Source organism: Streptomyces sp. NPDC058683, from assembly GCF_042716195.1.
Lineage (GTDB): Bacteria > Actinomycetota > Actinomycetes > Streptomycetales > Streptomycetaceae > Streptomyces.
Window position 1 is genome coordinate 99,252 of record NZ_JBHXSK010000012.1, and the last position, 16,237, is coordinate 115,488.

Below are 16,237 nucleotides of genomic sequence, written 5' to 3' on the forward strand. Positions count from 1 at the left end.
CCGCGCGGATGTCCAGCCGGCCTTCCGCCCTGCTCCCTCCGCCCCGACCCAGACCGGGCCGACCACAGGAAGAACGAGATGCCCGCACACCACACCGCCTGCCGTCCCGGACTCGAACCCGTCTCACGCCGGGGGTCCGGCGGCCTGCGCACCGCAGCCGTCGCCGGCGCCCTCGTCGCCCTGCTGGCCCCCGCGCTCACCGCCTGCGGCTCCGGCACCGCCTCCGCGGGCGGCGGCTCCACCCTGAAGTGGACCTCCTCCTACTTCCCGGCCCACTGGGACCCGGTGGTCGGGGGCAGTGGCGCCCAGTTCCGTGAACTCGCCCTGGCCTACGCATCGTTGACCCGCACGGACGAGACCGGCAAGGCCGTGCCGGACCTCGCCAAGAGCTGGGAGTACAACAAGAAGGGTGACGAGATCACCTTCCATCTGCGGCCCGGCCTGAAGTTCAGCGACGGCGAGCCGGTGAACGGCGCCGCGGTCAAGGCGGCCATCGAGCGGGCGCAGAAGCAGAAGAACTCGGCGCTCTTCGGTGATCTGACCTCCATCAAGTCCGTGGACGCCAAGGGGCTGGACGCGGTGCTCCACCTCACCCAGGCCGACTACCAGATACCTCAGTTGCTGGGTGAGCGGGTCCTGCAGATCGCCAGTCCCAAGGCGGCCGCGAACCCCACGAATCTGGACCAGAACCCGGTCGGCGCGGGACCGTTCGTCGTCACCCAGCTGGTGCCGGGCACCAAGGCGGTCCTGAAGAAGAACCCGGACTACTGGGACGCCAAGAACATCCACATCGACAACGTCGAGCTGACCTCGGCCCCCGACGCCTCCACGGTCGTCTCCGGGCTGCGCACCGGCGTCTACAACTTCGCCGACCTCCGCCCGAGCCAGGCGGCCGCCGCCAAGAAGACCGGTCTGGACGTCTTCTCCCAGCCGGGCTTCAACGCCAACAACATCAGCCTCAACATCAACAAGGCACCGTTCGACAACGACAAGGTCGTGGACGCCGTCCGCTATGCGGTCAACCGTCAGGAGTTCGTGGACAAGCTGGGCTTCGGCTACGGCTCGGTGACCAACCAGCCGTTCCCGCAGGGGTACGTGGCCTACGATCCGCGGTCGGCGAACGACTACCCCTACGACCCGGCGAAGTCGAAGAAGCTGCTGGCCGACGCGGGTTACCAGGCCGGTGACATCAAGCTCAACCTGGTCATCCCGGCCGAGGACCCCCAGGCCGAGCTGGTCCAGTCGCAGCTGGCCAAGGTCGGCATCACCGTCACCATCAAGATCGACAAGAACTGGGCCACCCCGTTCTTCGCCAAGGACCTGACGTTGTCGCTGTACGGGACCACCGGCCGGGACTCCGCCCTGCAGACCCTCACCGCCCACTTCGGCCCCAACGGCCCGCTGAACCTCAGCTCGCCGTACGAGCCGGCCGGCTTCGAGGCGGCCGTCGCCAAGGTGCGGGAGACCCCGCTGGACTCGCCGGACTACGCCAAGGCCCTCCAGGCGGCCACCCGAGCCGGGCTGCAGAGCAAGGCGCTGGTCTTCACCTACTCCCCGCCGAACCTCTTCGCCAAGAGCAAGTCGATCTCCGGCCTGCCGAAGAACCCGGCCCACATCGACTGGACCGGAGTGACCATCTCCGGCGGCAACTGACACCCGTCCACCCACTCCACTAGCAGAGAGGGGGCAACCCCATGACGACGACCGCGGTACCGGCCGGGCCTGCCCGCCGTCGCGGGGTCGCCGTGGCCAGGGCGCGGCACACGCTGGGCCGTGTCCTGGTCACCCTCGCCCGGTCCGTCGCGATCATCGTGCCCGTCTTCATGGTCGCGACCTTCGTGACGTTCGCACTCCGGTCGCTGAGCGGACTCAGCCCGGCGCGGATCCAGCTGGGCGAGGAGGCGACTCCCGAAGCGGTCCACCGGGTCGAGTCCCAGTGGGGGCTGGACCGGCCCTTCCTGGTGCAGTACTGGGACTGGTTCACCGGCGTGCTGCACGGACAGCTCGGCACCAGCTGGACCAACGGCGCCGACATCTCCACCCTCATCGGCCTGGGCCTCGGAGTGAGCCTCTCCATCGCGACGTTCGCCCTGATCATCGGCGTACTCCTCGGCTTCGTCCTCGGCACGGTGGCGGCGCTGCGCCGCACCACCTGGGTGGACCGGGCGATCACCGGGTTCGTCACCGTGATCTCGGTGATGCCGGCGTTCGTCGTCGGGATCGTGCTCGTGGCGGTCTTCGCGGTCGGACTCCATGTGTTCCCCTCCGCCGGATACATCCCGGCGGCGCAGGGGTTCGGCCCGTGGCTCGCGCACATCACGCTCCCGGCGATCGCGCTGAGCTTCGACGTCGTCGCCGATGTCGCCCGCCAGCTCCGCGGCAGTCTCGTCGCGGCCTACCGCGAGAACTACGTGACCGGCGCGGTGGTCCGGGGACTGAGCCCACGGCGGATCTTCCTCACCCATGTGCTGCGCAACGGCATCGGGCCCGCGCTCGCCACCCTCGGCCTGAAGTTCCCGGCCCTGGTCGGTGCCTCCGTCGTGACCGAGTGGATCTTCGGGCTGCAGGGCTTCGGCAGATTCGCCAACGACTCCGCGCAGGCCGGTGACGTACCGGCCGTGCAGGGCGTGCTGGTGGTGTCGATCGTCCTGGTCGTCCTCTTCAACCTGATCGTCAACCTGGTGCTGGCGCGTGTGACGCCCGCATCCCAGCGGGGGGTCTGACCATGGTGCGCCGCGTCCTCTCCCTCACCTCCGGCCGGATCGCCCTCGGCATCCTCGCCCTGATCGCCCTCCTGGCGATCCTCGGTCCGCTGCTCGCCCCGCAGAATCCCCTGGCCACCAGCACCGACGCGCTCGCCCCGGCCTCGGGTGCCCACTGGCTCGGCACCGACTATCTCGGCCGTGACGTGTTCAGCCGGCTCCTCGACGGCTCACGCGTCAGCGTGCTCGGCGCCCTCGAAGTCGCCCTGGTGGCCCTGGTCGTGGGTGCGGTCCCCGGCATCCTGTCGGTGTATCTCGGGCGGGTCTTCGAGTGGCTGACCCTGCGGCTGGCCGACACCCTGGTCGCGCTGCCGTTCCTGCTGTTCGCGGTCGCCGTGATCGCGCTGCTCGGCAACGGCATCGGCCAGGCGATGCTCGTCACGGGGGTGCTGGTCTCCCCGCTCTTCTACCGGGTGGGCCGGGCCGCGACCCTGTCCGTCGCCCGCTCGCAGTACGTGGAGGCGGCGATCGTCTCCGGCGCCTCGACCGGCTGGATCGTCCGGCGGCACGTCTGGGTCAAGGTGCTTCCGCCGATCGCGGTCGCGCTCGCCCAGACCATCGGTACCGGCTTCGTCATCGTGTCGAGCCTGACGTTCCTCGGCATCGGCGTACAGCCGCCCGCGCCCACCTGGGGCGGCCTGCTCGCCTCCGACCTCGGCTATCTCGACTACCAGCCGTGGGCGCCGGTCGTCCCCGCCCTGCTGATCATGGTCACGGTCTGGGCCAGCAACCAGCTCGCCGACGCGATCCGCGACGTCTCCGGCGAGGCCGGCCGGGCCTTCGTCAACAACCGCACGGCCCGCGCCAACCGCCCGGACGGCGGCCAGGGCAAGCGCGGCACGTCCGATGCCGTTCCCGCCGGAGGTGCGTGATGACCACCCTGTCCCAGAGCCCCGCCCCCGAGAAGACCGAAGCGCCCACCGGTACGGCCCCGGTCCTCGCCGTCCGTGACGTGCACATCGGCGACCGGGTCGGGGACCGCGAGATCGTGCACGGGGTGAGCTTCGAACTCACCCCCGGGAAAACCGTCGGCATCGTCGGCGAGTCCGGCAGCGGCAAGACCCTCACCTGCCGGGCCACGCTGGGCATCCTGCCCCCGCACTTCGAGGTCACCGCCGGCTCCATCGAGATCACCGGCACGGACATCGCCACGCTGACGCCCCGGGAGTGGACGGAGCTGCGGGGCGCGACGATCAGCGCGGTGTTCCAGGACCCCGCGTCGTACCTCAATCCGTCGATCCGGGTCGGCGCACAGATCGCCGAGGTCGTCCGGGTCAAGAAGGGCCTGAAGCGGCGCGCGGCCCGGCAGCGCGCGATCGAGCTGCTCCACGCCGTACAGCTGCGCGACCCGGAGCTGGTCTACGGCCAGTACCCGTACGAGCTGTCCGGCGGCATGCTCCAGCGGGTCCTGATCGCGGCCGCCATCGCCGCCGACCCGAGGATCCTCATCGCCGACGAGGCCACGACCGCCCTCGACGTCACGGTCCAGGCCGAGATCCTCGACCTGCTCGCCGAGTTGCGCGAGCGCACCGGGCTGGCCCTGGTGGTCGTCTCCCACGACCTGGCCGTCGTCGCCCAGCTCTGCGACGAGGTCCTCGTGATGCGCGAGGGCGAGGTGGTGGAGCACGGCCCGACCGCAGAGGTGCTCCACCACCCGCGGCACGCGTACACGCGGCTCCTCGTCGCCGAGCACGAGGAGTACGGCCTGGAGAAGTTCCGCGCAGCTCAGGAGGCATCGTGACCACCCCGCCCGCCGTCCTCGAAGTCACCGGCCTGGACGTGCACTACGGCGCGCGCCGGCAGCGCCGCCGCGCCCTGCACGACGTATCGCTGAGCGTCGCTCCCGGCGAGACCGTCGGGATCATCGGCGAGACCGGTTCGGGCAAGTCCACCCTCGCCCGCGCCGTGCTCGGCCTGGTGGGCGCCTCGGCGGGCCGGATCGTCATCGGCGGCGAGGACGTCGGCTCGTACGGCAGGCGCCAGTGGCGGAGTCTGCGCCGGCGCGGTGTGCTCCAGCACGTCTTCCAGGACCCGCTGCGCAGCCTCGACCCGGACCTCACCATCGAGGAGTCGCTGATCGAACCGCTGCTCGTGCAGGGCGTGCCGCGCAAGGAGGCGGCGGACCGGGCCCGTACGTTCCTCGCCCGCGTCCGGCTCTCCGAGGAACTGCTCGACCGGCTGCCCGGGGAGCTGTCGGGCGGTCAGCGGCAGCGGGTCGCGGTGGCCCGGGCGCTGGTCACCGAGCCGAAGCTGGTCATCCTCGACGAGCCGGTCAGCGCCCTGGACTCCGCCAACCGGGTCCAGATCCTGCAGATCCTCAAGGAACTCCGTGGCTCCGGCACGGCCCTGGTCTTCATCTCGCACGACCTCGGGTCGGTCGCCGGCATCGCCGACCGGATCGCGGTGCTCTACCAGGGCGAGCTGGTCGAGACCGGCGCCGCCCGGGACGTGATCACCGACCCGCTGCACGTGTACACCCGGCTGCTCGTCAGCTCCGCGCCCACCCTGCGGACCGCCTCGGCCGACCGGGCCGAACGCGAGTCCCTGCGCACCCTGCTGCACGCCTGAAGCACTACTCGACTCCCACCGCACAGAACGGATTCTCCGATGTCTCGCAAGATCCACCTCGCCCTGCACCCCTACGGCGTCGGCGGCCCCGGCCAGCACGGTCTCTGGAAGGACCCGCGGGTCGCGAAGAACGCCAGCATCGACATCAACTACTACATAGCGCAGGCCCAGGCCGCCGAACACGCCCTGTTCGACGCCCTGTTCATCGTCGACAGCCAGTTCATCAACGCCACCTACCCGGCGCACTATCTCAACCGCCTCGAACCGCTCACCCTGTTGTCGGCGGTCGCCACCCACACCCGGCACATCGGCCTGGTGGGCACGGCGAGTTCGACGTACAACTCGCCGTTCAACCTCGCCCGCCGGTTCGCCTCCCTGGACCACATCAGCGGCGGCCGCGCCGGATGGAACGTGGTGACCAGCTTCGACACCGGCACCTCCCGCAACTACGGGCTCGACGAACACCTCGACTACGCCACCCGTTACGGCCGGGCGCTGGAGTTCGTCCAGGTCGCCCGCGGCCTGTGGGACTCCTACGAGGACGACGCGTTCCCGGCGGACGTGGCGCGGGGCGTCTTCCTCGACACCGCGAAGCTGCACGAACTCAACCACGAGGGCGAGCACTTCAGGATCGCGGGCCCGCTCAACCTGTCCCGCTCGCCGCAGGGCCAGCCGGTGATCTTCCAGGCCGGGGTCTCCGAGGAGGGCCGTGACCTGGCCGCGCAGGCCGCCGAGGCCACCTTCGCGCCGGGCGGCTCGTTCCAGCAGGCGCAGGAGTACTACGCCGACATCAAGAAGCGCACGGCGTCCTACGGCCGGGATCCCGAGGGCATCAAGATCTTCATCCACGGCGGTCCGGTCGTCGGCCGCACCGACGAGGCGGCCCGGCTCCGGGAGCGGGAGATCTTCGAGGAGGACAACGACTTCGAGCGCAACCTCGCGCTGCTCGGCCGTTCCTTCGGCGCGTACGACTTCAGCGTGCACGACCTGGACGGGCCGTTCCCGGACGTCGCGCACCTCGCCGAGAAGGGCGGCCGCACCGGAGCGGCCAAGCTCATCGAGCGGGCGCGGACGGAGAACCTCACGTTGCGTCAGGTCGCCGGTCTGGTCAGCGAGTTCCGTCAGTCGCCGTTCGTCGGAGCGCCCCGGACCGTCGCCGACACCATCGAGCAGTGGTTCGACGCCGGCACCTTCGACGGCATCAACCTCGCCTTCCGCACCAACGACGAACTCGAACTCTTCGTGGACGGCGTCGTCCCGATCCTCCAGAAGCGCGGGCTGTTCCGCACCGAGTACGAGGCCGACACCCTGCGCGGCAACCTCGGCCTGCCGATCCCGGTCAACCGCCACACCCACGAGCGCCGGCTCGTGAACGACCTGGCCGTCTGACCGGCCGACCGGCCGAACCGACTCGACGACGGACCCGGGAATCGCGAAAGGCAGTCACCCATGACCACCACCACCCAGCCCCCACGCTTCAGACTCGGCTTCCTCACCCATGTCCAGGGCCGGGGCACCGACCTCGCCCGGACCTACCGCAACGCCCAGGAGCTGTTCGTCGTCGCCGACGAACTCGGCTTCGACACCGGCTGGGTGGCCCAGCACCATGTCTCCCTCGGCGGTGGCGGCCTGTCCTCACCCTGGACCTTCCTGGCCCACGCCGCCGCGCGGACCACCCGGATCCGGCTGGGCACCGCCATCACGATCCTGCCGCTGGAGGACCCGGTCCGGCTCGCCGAGGACATCGCCGTGGTCGACACACTCAGCGGCGGCCGGGTCGAACTGGGCGTGGGCAGCGGCGCGAGCGAGACGGAGTACGCCGCGTTCGGCCAGGACGTCTCCCGCAAAAGGGAGTTGACCAGCGAGCATCTCGCGGTACTGCGCCAGGCGCTGGCGGGTGAGGAGGTACGTACGCCGGGCTTCCGTATCCAGCCGGCGGCCGGCGACTTCTCCGACCGGATCTGGCAGGGCGTCTTCAGCGCACCCGGCGCCCGGCATGCCGCGGGCGCGGGCTCGAACCTGCTGCTCAACCGCGCGGCCTACGGCTACGACACCGCCACCGACGAGGTCCAGCGGCCCTGGGCGGACGCCTACCTCGCCGCCTGGGACGCCGCCGCGGAGCAGCCGCGCCGCCCCCGCATCGGGCTGTCCCGCTTCGTCTTCCCGGCCAAGGACCGGCGGACGGCGCTCGCGCAGATCGGCGACGACGTCCGCCGGGCGGCACATCGCATGGCGAAGAGCGGCGCCTTCCCCGAGGACCTGGGCGTGGACGAGGCACTGCGCCGCTTCCACTCCTTCTACGGCCATCCCGACGACATCGTCGCCGCGCTCGGCCGGGAGAAGGTCCTGCCCGTGGCGACCGACCTCATCACCCAGTTCAACCCCGCCGTCCCCGACCACGACGCCGCGATCCGGGCGCTGGAACTGATCGCCACCGAGGTGGCCCCCGCCCTGGGCTGGCGACCCGCGACCGCACCCGAACCCCCGTCCCGGCCCGAACCCGAACCCGAACTCGCAGGAGCCTGAGATGACCGAGTACACCGACTACTACGCCCCCGAGGGCCTCCTCACCCGCGGCACCGTCGTCATGGTGCCCGGCCGGGGAGAGAGTCGTGCCACCTACGGCCGTTTCGGCAGGCGGCTCGCCGCCGACGCCTACCGCGTCCGGGTCGTGGACGGCCCCGAGATCGACGCCGACGACCTCACCGGCACGCTGGCCCGGTTCGGTGACCGGCTCTCCGCCGCCGTCGACGGCACCGCGGCCTCCGAAGACGGAGTGACCGGTCCCCTCGTGCTGGTCGGCGCCGACTCCGGTGCCGCGGCCGTCGCGGCACTGCTCGGTCCCGGCGGCTCTTCGACCGCCGTGCGGCCGGAAGCAGTCGTCCTGGCGGGGCTGCCGGGCCGGAGCGGCGGCACGGCGGGCACCTGGGACGACGAACTCGATGTCCGCACGTCCTGCCCGACCCACCGAGGTGTGCTCAGCAACGACCCGGAGGCGCAACGGGGCACGCTCGACGCCCCGTTGCCCGGTGCCCTGCTCGACGCGGCCTACCACGCGGATCTCGCCGTCCCCACCCTGCTCCTCGTCGGCGACGCGGACCCGCTCGCGGACCGCGACGCCCTGACCGGCACCGCGAAGACCCTGTCCCGCTCCCGGCTGGCGGTGGTCCGCGACGCCCACCACGACGTCCTCAACGACCTCCAGCACCGCTCGGTCGCGGCCGAGGTCGTGAGCTTCCTGGAGGCGCTGCGTACCGGGCTGGTGCCCGCGATCGCGGTGGAGTCGAGCGCCTGGTGACGGCCGACATCGCGGGCCACGCCCCGCACCACTCCCCCTGCGTACCGAAAGGAAAGGGCATGAGCGCCCCGCTCCATCGAAGTCCGTCGCCGGCGGCCACCGCCCCCGACGGCGCGGACATCCTCCGCGACACCCTGCGCCGGCACGCCGCCGGAGTCACGGTGATCACCTTCCCGGGCCCCGTCGGCTTCACCGCCACCTCCTTCACCTCCGTCTCCCTGCGGCCGGCCCTGGTGTCGTTCTGCATCGGCCTCGAAGCGTCCAGCACGCCCGCCGCACGCCTCGCGGACCGTTTCGCCGTCCATGTCCTCGGCACGGCCAACGCCGGCCTGGCGGGGCAGTTCGCGCGCAGCGGGGTCGACCGGTTCGCCGGGGTGCGCTGGCGAGCGCAGCAGGACGGGCTGCCCATCCTCGACGACGTCACCGGCTGGCTGTCGGCGCGCATCACCCTCCGTCAGACCATCGGTGACCACCTGCTGGTCGTCGGCGAGATCGACTCGGGCGCGGTGGTCGAAGAGGCCCCGGCCCTCGTCCACCACAACGGATCCTTCGCGGCGGCGCACCCGCTGGTGTGAGATCCCGCCCCGGTCTCGACACCGTCGTCCGCGAGGTGGACGACGGTGTGCGCCGCCCGGGACCGGGTTCGGGTGGTCCAGCTCACATCATCCGGATGACGGACGTGTCGCCGCTCTCCGCGGCGGTACCCCGTAGGGTGACCGGTGCAGCTGGTTCGCCCCGTCCGCCAGGCGGGATGCGTCGCAAGAGGGAACCCGGTGGGAATCCGGGACTGCCCCGCAGCGGTGAGTGGGAACGAACGCCGTCATACGCACTGGGCCCGACGTACGGACCTGGGAAGCGACGGCCGGTAGGTGTCCTCCGTCAGGAGGGCGTGCCCGCGAGTCCGAAGACCTGCCAACTGCCCGCGCGCGAACCACTCGTGCGCGGACATCCCGGTGACCTCGAGGGCGGGTCGGCGTACCTATCAGGCGGATGACCGTGCCGTGCAGGGTCGTTTCCGTCCGGTTCGGCACCCCTTCGCGCTCTCGTCCCGTCTCCGGGATCTCAGGGATTCATCTCGCGAAGGAGATCTCCGTGACATCGAAGTCCGCAGCCGCGGCAGCACGGGCCACCGTGTACGGCTACCCCCGCCAGGGTCCGGACCGGGAACTGAAGAAGGCGATCGAGGGCTACTGGAAGGGCCGGACCGACGCCGACGCCCTCCGCGCCACCGCCGCCGACCTGCGCCGGAGCAACTGGCGGCAACTCGCCGGCGCCGGCATCCACGAGGTGCCGACCGGTGACTTCTCGTACTACGACCACGTCCTGGACACCACCGTGATGGTCGGCGCGATCCCCGCCCGCCACCGGGCCGCCGTCGACGCCGACGCGCTGGACGGCTACTTCGCCATGGCCCGCGGCACCCAGGACCTGGCGCCGCTGGAGATGACCAAGTGGTTTGATACGAACTACCACTATCTGGTACCGGAGTTGGGCCCTGACACCGTCTTCGCCGCCGACTCCGGCAAGCAGGTCGCCGAGCTGAAGGAGGCCCTCGCACTGGGCCTCACCGCCCGGCCCGTACTCGTCGGCCCGGTCACCTACCTGCTGCTCGCCAAGCCCGCCCCGGGCGTGGCCGCCGGCTTCGAACCCCTCACCCTCCTCGACCGGCTGCTCCCGGTGTACGCCGAGGTGCTCGCCGACCTGCGCGCCGCCGGCGCCGAGTGGGTGCAGCTCGACGAGCCCGCGCTGGTCCAGGACCGCACCCCGGCCGAGCTGAACGCCGCCGAACGGGCCTACCGCGACCTGGGGGCCCTGCCCGACCGCCCGAAGCTGCTGGTCGCCTCCTACTTCGACCGGCTCGGCGAGGCCCTCCCCGTGCTGGCCAAGGCTCCGGTGGAGGGGCTGGCGCTGGACTTCACCGAATCGGCCGCCGCCAACCTGGACGCGCTGGCCGCCGTCGGCGGACTGCCCGGCAAGCGCCTGGTCGCCGGTGTCGTCAACGGCCGCAACATCTGGGTCAACGACCTCGCCAAGTCCCTGTCCACGCTGGGCACCCTGCTGGGCCTGGCCGACCGGGTCGACGTCGCCGCCTCCTGCTCCCTCCTCCACGTGCCGCTCGACGCGGCGGCCGAGCGGGACATCCAGCCGCAGATCCTGCGCTGGCTGGCCTTCGCGAAGCAGAAGACCGCCGAGATCGTCGCCCTCGCCAAGGGCCTCGCCCAGGGCACCGACACCATCGCCGCCGTGCTCTCGGCGAACCGGGCCGACCTCGCCTCCCGCGAGAACTCCCCCATCACCCGGGACCCGGCGGTCCGCGCCCGTACCGCCGCGATCACCGACGCCGACGGCCGCCGCTCCCAGCCGTACACCGAGCGGACCACCGCCCAGCGGGCCCACCTCGGGCTGCCGCTGCTGCCGACCACGACCATCGGCTCCTTCCCGCAGACCGGCGAACTGCGCACCGCGCGTGCCGACCTGCGCACGGGCCGGATCGACAGGGCCGGCTACGAGGAGCGGATCAGGGCCGAGATCCAGGAGGTCGTCTCCTTCCAGGAGAAGGCCGGGATCGACGTCCTCGTGCACGGCGAGCCCGAACGCAACGACATGGTCCAGTACTTCGCCGAGCAGCTGACGGGGTATATCGCCACCCAGCACGGCTGGGTCCAGTCGTACGGGACCCGGTACGTCCGGCCGCCGATCCTGGCCGGTGACATCTCCCGCCCCGAGCCGATGACGGTGCGCTGGACGACGTACGCCCAGTCCCTGACCGGCCGCCCGGTCAAGGGCATGCTGACCGGTCCGGTCACCATGCTCGCCTGGTCGTTCGTCCGCGACGACCAGCCGCTCGGCGACACCGCCCGCCAGGTCGCCCTCGCCCTGCGCGACGAGGTCGACGACCTCGAGGCGGCCGGGACGTCCGTCATCCAGGTGGACGAGCCGGCCCTGCGCGAGACCCTGCCGCTGCGCGCCGCCGACCGCCCGGACTATCTGGCCTGGGCGACGGAGTCGTTCCGGCTGACCACCGCGGGGGTGCGCCCGGAGACCCAGATCCACACGCACATGTGCTACGCCGAGTTCGGCGACATCGTCCAGGCCATCGACGACCTCGACGCGGACGTCATCAGCCTGGAGGCGGCCCGCTCGCACATGCAGGTCGCCTGTGAACTCGCCGCACACGGCTACCCGCGTGAGGCCGGACCCGGTGTCTACGACATCCACTCGCCGCGCGTACCGAGCGCTGCTGAGGCCGCGGACCTGCTCCGCACCGGACTGAAGGCGATCCCCGCCGAACGGCTGTGGGTCAACCCCGACTGCGGCCTGAAGACCCGCGCCTGGCCCGAGACCCGCGCCTCCCTGGAGAACCTGGTCAGCGCGGCCCGCACGGTCCGCGAGGAACTGCCGGCCTCCTGACACCACAGAACCCGCCCGGCCGGAGCGCGCTGGTGACGCTCCGGCCCGGCGGGCGAGCGGCCATGAGCCCGAGGTGCGAGCCCCGGTGACGCCCGTTGCCGTTACCCCTTGTGCGGCTTCGGCTGGTGGGCCTTCTTGCCGCACTTCTTCACGTCGATCCGGACGACCTGGGGGTCGTGGTCGCTCGCCTGGTCGGCGAACTCGGAGTTGATGTGGACGACGTCGTAGTCGTAGTGGGTGATGGAGGGGCTGGTCAGGATGTGGTCCAGGGTCTGGCTGTTGCCGTCGTAGACATAGCTGTACCGCTGGGACACCGGAAGGGTGTCGATGAGGTCCGTGAGGTCGTTGCCGTCGTCGGTGAGGGTCTTGACCGCGTCGGAGAACTCGAAGTCGTTCAGGTCACCGGCGGCCACGATCTGGGCCCGGGGGTCGGCGGTGAGCAGCGACTCGACGAAGGCGTTCTCCTCCTCGGCCTGGAGCCCCCGCTGGGTCTCCGAGGAGCGGGTCGGCTCCTGGTAGCGGCCGTGGACCGGGTCGTCGCCGCCCTTGGAGATGAAGTGGTTGGCGATGACGAAGACCGTCTGGCCCTGGAACACGAACTCGCCGACGAGGGGCTTGCGGCTGTCCGTCCAGGCGGCACTGGCCGGGTCGATACGGCCCGGGGAGGCGGACAGGTGGGCCTGGCCCTTGCGGTCCTTGACCACGGACACGGCGGTGGTGGAGGCGTCGCCGGAGGCCGCGCGGTCCACGAAGGAGACCCGCTTGGTGTTGAAGAGGAAGACCTGGCGGATGTTGCCGCCGGGCTCGCCGCCGTCCTCGTCGTTGACCGGGTTGACGTACCGCCAGGAGTACTTCGGGCCGCCGGCCGCCACGATCGCGGCGGTGAACTTCTTCAGGGTCGCCTCGGCGGAGACGGTGCCGTCGTTGGTGGCGCCGTTGTCGTCCTGGATCTCCTCCAGGGTGACGATGTCGGGCGAGGAGAGGTTCTTGACGACGCCCTTGGCGAGCCGGGAGAACTTGTCGTCGCTGTCGGTCGGGTCGAGGTTCTCCACGTTGTAGGTGGCGAGCGCCAGTTCGCGGTGCTTCTGCTTGCGCGTCACCTCTTGTTGGAGACCGTTGTCGACGGCCGTGCCGGTGGTGGCGGCGGAGGGGGCGAGCAGGTAGCCGCCGAAGTCGGAGTAGTCGACCGGTCCTGTGGTGGTGCCGGCCAGCTTGTCGCCGACGTTCAGGACGGGGGTCGTACCGTCGGCCGCCACGATCTCGATACGGCCGGTGTTCTGCTGGTCGTAGCCGCCGTAGAGGGTGCCGCCGCGCTTGGTGGGGTTCTCGTCCGGCTTGGCCGTCACGAACATCTCGCCGTAGGTGTTCGTCGCGCCGACCACGCGGGCGTCGGAGACCGAGGCGCGCATGCCCTCGATGGACTCGTAGAAGTCCTGCGAGTAGACGGCCGGCTGGAGGGGGAGGCCCTCGATGCTGCCGCCGTTGTTGGTCGGCGTGTACGTGTCCGGGATGGTGGCGGCGTCGAGGGTGACCGCGTCCGGGAGGGCGTTGCCGGTGGAGAGGGTGGTGGAGACCGGGCTGCCCAGCTCGGTGACCGACTGCGCGGCGGAGGCCGGGTAGTACTCCGAGACCTTGCCGCTGACCAGGACCGAGTCGCCGACCGAGACGGTGGGCGTGGCGGAGCCGGTGTAGACGAACAGGCCCTCGCTGGTGGCGGGGTCGGCGTCCGGGGTGGGGTCCTGGATCCAGTAGCCCTTGCTGCCGGTGGTGCGGACGGCGGTGACGATGCCGGGGACGCCCACCACGCTCTGGCCCTTGAGGGGCGAGATGCGGGTGGTGCCCTGGATGTCGTGGATGCGGAAGGCGCCGGGCGCGGTCGGGCCGCCGGGGCCACCGCCGGTGCCGCCGCTCGCGGTGTCGCCCGCGCTGTTGGTCGCGGTGGGCGTACCGGCGGTGAAGTCCGCCGAGTTGTCGTCGGTGTCGGCGAGCGAGGCGGCCCGGGACACGGAGGTGGTGTTGCTCGTCGCCGGCGCGGCGGTGCCCTCGCGGACGACGGCGCTGCCGTAGCCGAGGAGGTCCACGACATTGGCGTCGCCGGTGCAGTCGGCGACCGTCTTGCAGGTCAGCGCGGTGGTGCCCTTGACCAGGGCCACGGTGCCGGCGGTGGCGGACATCGCGATGTTGCCGGTCGCGTCGGCGGTCGGCAGGGCGGTCGTGCCGCCGGCGCCCGCGCCCTCGCCGACCAGGTAGGCGCCGCCGGCGGGGAGCGAGCCGGTGAGCGGGGTGACCTGCCACAGCGAGCTCGCGGAGGCGGAGGCCGGGAGGTACTGGACGCTGTAGCCGTCCAGGGAGTAGGCCGCCGTGGAGCGGTTGGCCAGCTCCACGAAGTCGTTGGTGAGCGTCGCTCCGGAGTTGCCTCCGCCGCCGTACGCCTCCGAGATGACCGCGCTCGCCGACGGGGTGGCGAACGCGGCGGGCAGCGGCGCCACGATGACGGCCGCCGTGGCCGCCGCGGCCACGAACGCGGCGCCGGCTACACGCGATGCGCTGGGTCTGTGAATCTGCACGAGGGTGACTCCTTCAACGTCCGCCGGAGAGTGGGCACATGACATGCATTCGACCGGTGGGATCCATGCGACCGGCTGAGGTTACGCGCGTAGAAATGACGTAACAAGGGGTGTGCGGTTAAATCTGCGGGTCCAGACGGACTGTGAACATCTGTCACGGGACCGACCCGTCCGACCCACCGTCCCGCAGGCCTTCCGTCCTGCCGTCGCGCCGCCCTTCCGGCCTACCTCAACAGCCCCGCCTCGCCGAACGTCCGGGGCAGGAAGCGTTCCGCCATGCGGGCGTAGCCGGCCGGGTTCGGGTGGAGGCCGTCGGGGAGGTCGGCGGTGTCCTCGGGGCCGAAGAGCGTGGTGCCGTCGATGAGGTGGAGCCGGTGGTCGCCGGCCTTCCGGCGTCGCTCCACATGCTCGGCCAGCAACTCGCGGACGCGGGCCAACGTCAGTGCGCCCACCGCCAGTTCGGCGGGGCGGTCGAGGGTGCGGACCCGGCCGTCGGCGCCCGGCAGCGTGGGGCCGGGCCGGGTTTCGGCGGCGGGGCAGACGATGGGGCTGATGACGAGGATCGGCGTGTCCGGGTGCCCGTCGCGGACGGTGTCGAGGAAGCCGTGGAACGCCGGGACGAAGGTGCGTTCCCGCATGGTGTCGCCGGCCACGATGTTGATGCCCAGTTCGAGGCTGATCGCGTCGGCGGGCAGGTCGCGGATGGCCCGGGCCATGAAGGGGTCGAGGTGGCACTCGCCGCCGAGGCCGAGGTTGACGAGGGAGCGGCCCGCGCGCCGGGCGACGATCGCCGGCCAGGTGCCGGTCGGGCGGTCCGCCTCCGAGCACTGGCTGATCGAGCTGCCGTGGTGCACCCACACCGGGCCGCTCGCCGGAGCCGGTCGCACCGACGCCTCGTGCGGGACACGGACGTCGACGAGCTGGGTGGCCCGTGAGTTGGACAGCCAGATCTCGACGCGGCGCTCCCGGGGCTCGGAGCCGAGGCGGAAGCGGACGGTGGCCGGCGGGGCCGGGTGCTCCTCCAGGGCCATGGTGGCGGGGTCGACGTGGATGAGGGTCTGATCGGAGCTGGTGACGGGTGCCCGCAGCTCGCCGTCGACGACCAGGTCGAAGACCGCGTCGGACGGCTCGGATCCCGTCATCACGACCTGGGTGATCCGGGCGTCCAGCTCGATCCCGGTGGCGTCCGTGAGCATCTCCAGCCGCACTCCTGAGGGCACGGTGCTGATGAACTCGTAGGCGGTGTCCGCCAGTTGGTCGCGTCCGGGGCCGGGAGCGCGGTGCAGGGCGACCCCGGCGGGCCCGGGGATCTTCTCCAGTGCTCCGACGACACAGCCGAGCGCGAGGGCGAGGATGGAACGCACGTGGCGACTCTCCTTGAGGATGACGTGGAAGGGTGCTTCTTCCCCGGATACCGGCCTGTGCTCAGAATGCCGCCGCCGACCGCTCCCTCCACGCTCATGTCGTCGCGTCATCCAGAGGCTTGCGCCGGGAGAGCGGAATCCGCTTCCTTCCGGGAGCACCGGCGAAGGTGCCCGACGGCCAACCGGGCCGCTGTACCGATCACGGAATCGGCCCGTGATGCCCCGGGACCGGCCCCAGCCGGCCCGGTGAACACCGCCACCGCAAAA

General features: G+C 71.4%; 12 protein-coding genes and 1 riboswitch. Of the genes, 10 read left to right on the top strand and 2 right to left on the bottom strand.

Annotation, left to right across the window (positions count from 1 at the left end; all coding sequences use genetic code 11):
* Positions 1 to 78 precede the first annotated feature (78 nt).
* From ACFWXC_RS15315 to metE, 10 genes are all read left to right on the top strand, one after another.
* Positions 79 to 1,653, top strand: coding sequence for an ABC transporter substrate-binding protein (locus ACFWXC_RS15315; protein ID WP_384478766.1), 1,575 nt, complete (start codon positions 79 to 81; stop codon positions 1,651 to 1,653).
* A 41-nt stretch (positions 1,654 to 1,694) separates the two neighbouring features.
* Positions 1,695 to 2,723, top strand: a complete 1,029-nt coding sequence (locus ACFWXC_RS15320) for an ABC transporter permease (protein WP_384478767.1) — start codon at positions 1,695 to 1,697, stop codon at positions 2,721 to 2,723.
* Positions 2,724 to 2,725: 2 nt separating this feature from the next.
* Complete coding sequence (locus ACFWXC_RS15325) at positions 2,726 to 3,634, top strand: ABC transporter permease (protein ID WP_384478769.1); 909 nt, start codon at positions 2,726 to 2,728, stop codon at positions 3,632 to 3,634.
* A complete protein-coding gene (locus ACFWXC_RS15330; RefSeq protein ID WP_384478771.1) occupies positions 3,634 to 4,503 on the top strand; it encodes an ABC transporter ATP-binding protein in 870 nt (289 codons plus the stop codon). Before ACFWXC_RS15325 ends, ACFWXC_RS15330 begins: the two co-directional genes overlap by 1 nt.
* Positions 4,500 to 5,330, top strand: a complete 831-nt coding sequence (locus ACFWXC_RS15335; protein ID WP_384478773.1) for an ABC transporter ATP-binding protein — start codon at positions 4,500 to 4,502, stop codon at positions 5,328 to 5,330. The genes ACFWXC_RS15330 and ACFWXC_RS15335 overlap by 4 nt, the downstream gene beginning before the upstream one ends.
* Positions 5,331 to 5,369: 39 nt before the next feature.
* Positions 5,370 to 6,719: an NtaA/DmoA family FMN-dependent monooxygenase gene (locus ACFWXC_RS15340; RefSeq protein ID WP_384478775.1), complete on the top strand. Its 1,350-nt coding sequence runs from the start codon at positions 5,370 to 5,372 to the stop codon at positions 6,717 to 6,719.
* Between the two features lie 60 nt (positions 6,720 to 6,779).
* Entirely contained in the window at positions 6,780 to 7,856 is a 1,077-nt protein-coding gene (locus tag ACFWXC_RS15345; RefSeq protein ID WP_384478776.1) for an LLM class flavin-dependent oxidoreductase, read from the top strand.
* A gap of 1 nt (position 7,857) precedes the next feature.
* The gene (locus tag ACFWXC_RS15350) at positions 7,858 to 8,628 is read left to right on the top strand and encodes an alpha/beta hydrolase (protein WP_384478778.1); all 771 of its coding nucleotides are present in this window, start codon (positions 7,858 to 7,860) and stop codon (positions 8,626 to 8,628) included.
* Positions 8,629 to 8,687: 59 nt separating this feature from the next.
* A complete protein-coding gene (locus tag ACFWXC_RS15355) occupies positions 8,688 to 9,203 on the top strand; it encodes a flavin reductase family protein (protein ID WP_384478780.1) in 516 nt (171 codons plus the stop codon).
* A 134-nt stretch (positions 9,204 to 9,337) separates the two neighbouring features.
* Positions 9,338 to 9,560: riboswitch (cobalamin riboswitch) on the top strand.
* A 160-nt stretch (positions 9,561 to 9,720) separates the two neighbouring features.
* Positions 9,721 to 12,039 carry a 5-methyltetrahydropteroyltriglutamate--homocysteine S-methyltransferase gene (gene metE, locus ACFWXC_RS15360; RefSeq protein WP_384478782.1) on the top strand — a complete coding sequence of 773 codons (2,319 nt, stop codon included), beginning with the start codon at positions 9,721 to 9,723 and terminating at the stop codon, positions 12,037 to 12,039.
* Positions 12,040 to 12,140: 101 nt separating this feature from the next.
* Here the strand turns inward: metE and ACFWXC_RS15365 are convergent, their stop codons facing one another.
* Positions 12,141 to 14,606: a lamin tail domain-containing protein gene (locus ACFWXC_RS15365; RefSeq protein ID WP_384478784.1), complete on the bottom strand. Its 2,466-nt coding sequence runs from the start codon at positions 14,604 to 14,606 to the stop codon at positions 12,141 to 12,143.
* A 224-nt stretch (positions 14,607 to 14,830) separates the two neighbouring features.
* Positions 14,831 to 15,970 (bottom strand): SGNH/GDSL hydrolase family protein, encoded by a 1,140-nt coding sequence (locus ACFWXC_RS15370; RefSeq protein WP_384478786.1) that lies wholly within the window; start codon positions 15,968 to 15,970, stop codon positions 14,831 to 14,833.
* Positions 15,971 to 16,237: the final 267 nt, after the last annotated feature.

Bases quoted from the DNA above. Each gene is read 5' to 3' on its own strand.
- ACFWXC_RS15320 (WP_384478767.1), top strand. From the start codon at position 1,695: ATGACGACGACCGCGGTACCGGCCGGGCCTGCCCGCCGTCGCGGGGTC.
- ACFWXC_RS15330 (WP_384478771.1), top strand. From the start codon at position 3,634: ATGACCACCCTGTCCCAGAGCCCCGCCCCCGAGAAGACCGAAGCGCCC.
- ACFWXC_RS15340 (WP_384478775.1), top strand. From the start codon at position 5,370: ATGTCTCGCAAGATCCACCTCGCCCTGCACCCCTACGGCGTCGGCGGC.
- ACFWXC_RS15345 (WP_384478776.1), top strand. From the start codon at position 6,780: ATGACCACCACCACCCAGCCCCCACGCTTCAGACTCGGCTTCCTCACC.
- ACFWXC_RS15355 (WP_384478780.1), top strand. From the start codon at position 8,688: ATGAGCGCCCCGCTCCATCGAAGTCCGTCGCCGGCGGCCACCGCCCCC.
- ACFWXC_RS15315 (WP_384478766.1), top strand. From the start codon at position 79: ATGCCCGCACACCACACCGCCTGCCGTCCCGGACTCGAACCCGTCTCA.
- ACFWXC_RS15350 (WP_384478778.1), top strand. From the start codon at position 7,858: ATGACCGAGTACACCGACTACTACGCCCCCGAGGGCCTCCTCACCCGC.
- ACFWXC_RS15325 (WP_384478769.1), top strand. From the start codon at position 2,726: ATGGTGCGCCGCGTCCTCTCCCTCACCTCCGGCCGGATCGCCCTCGGC.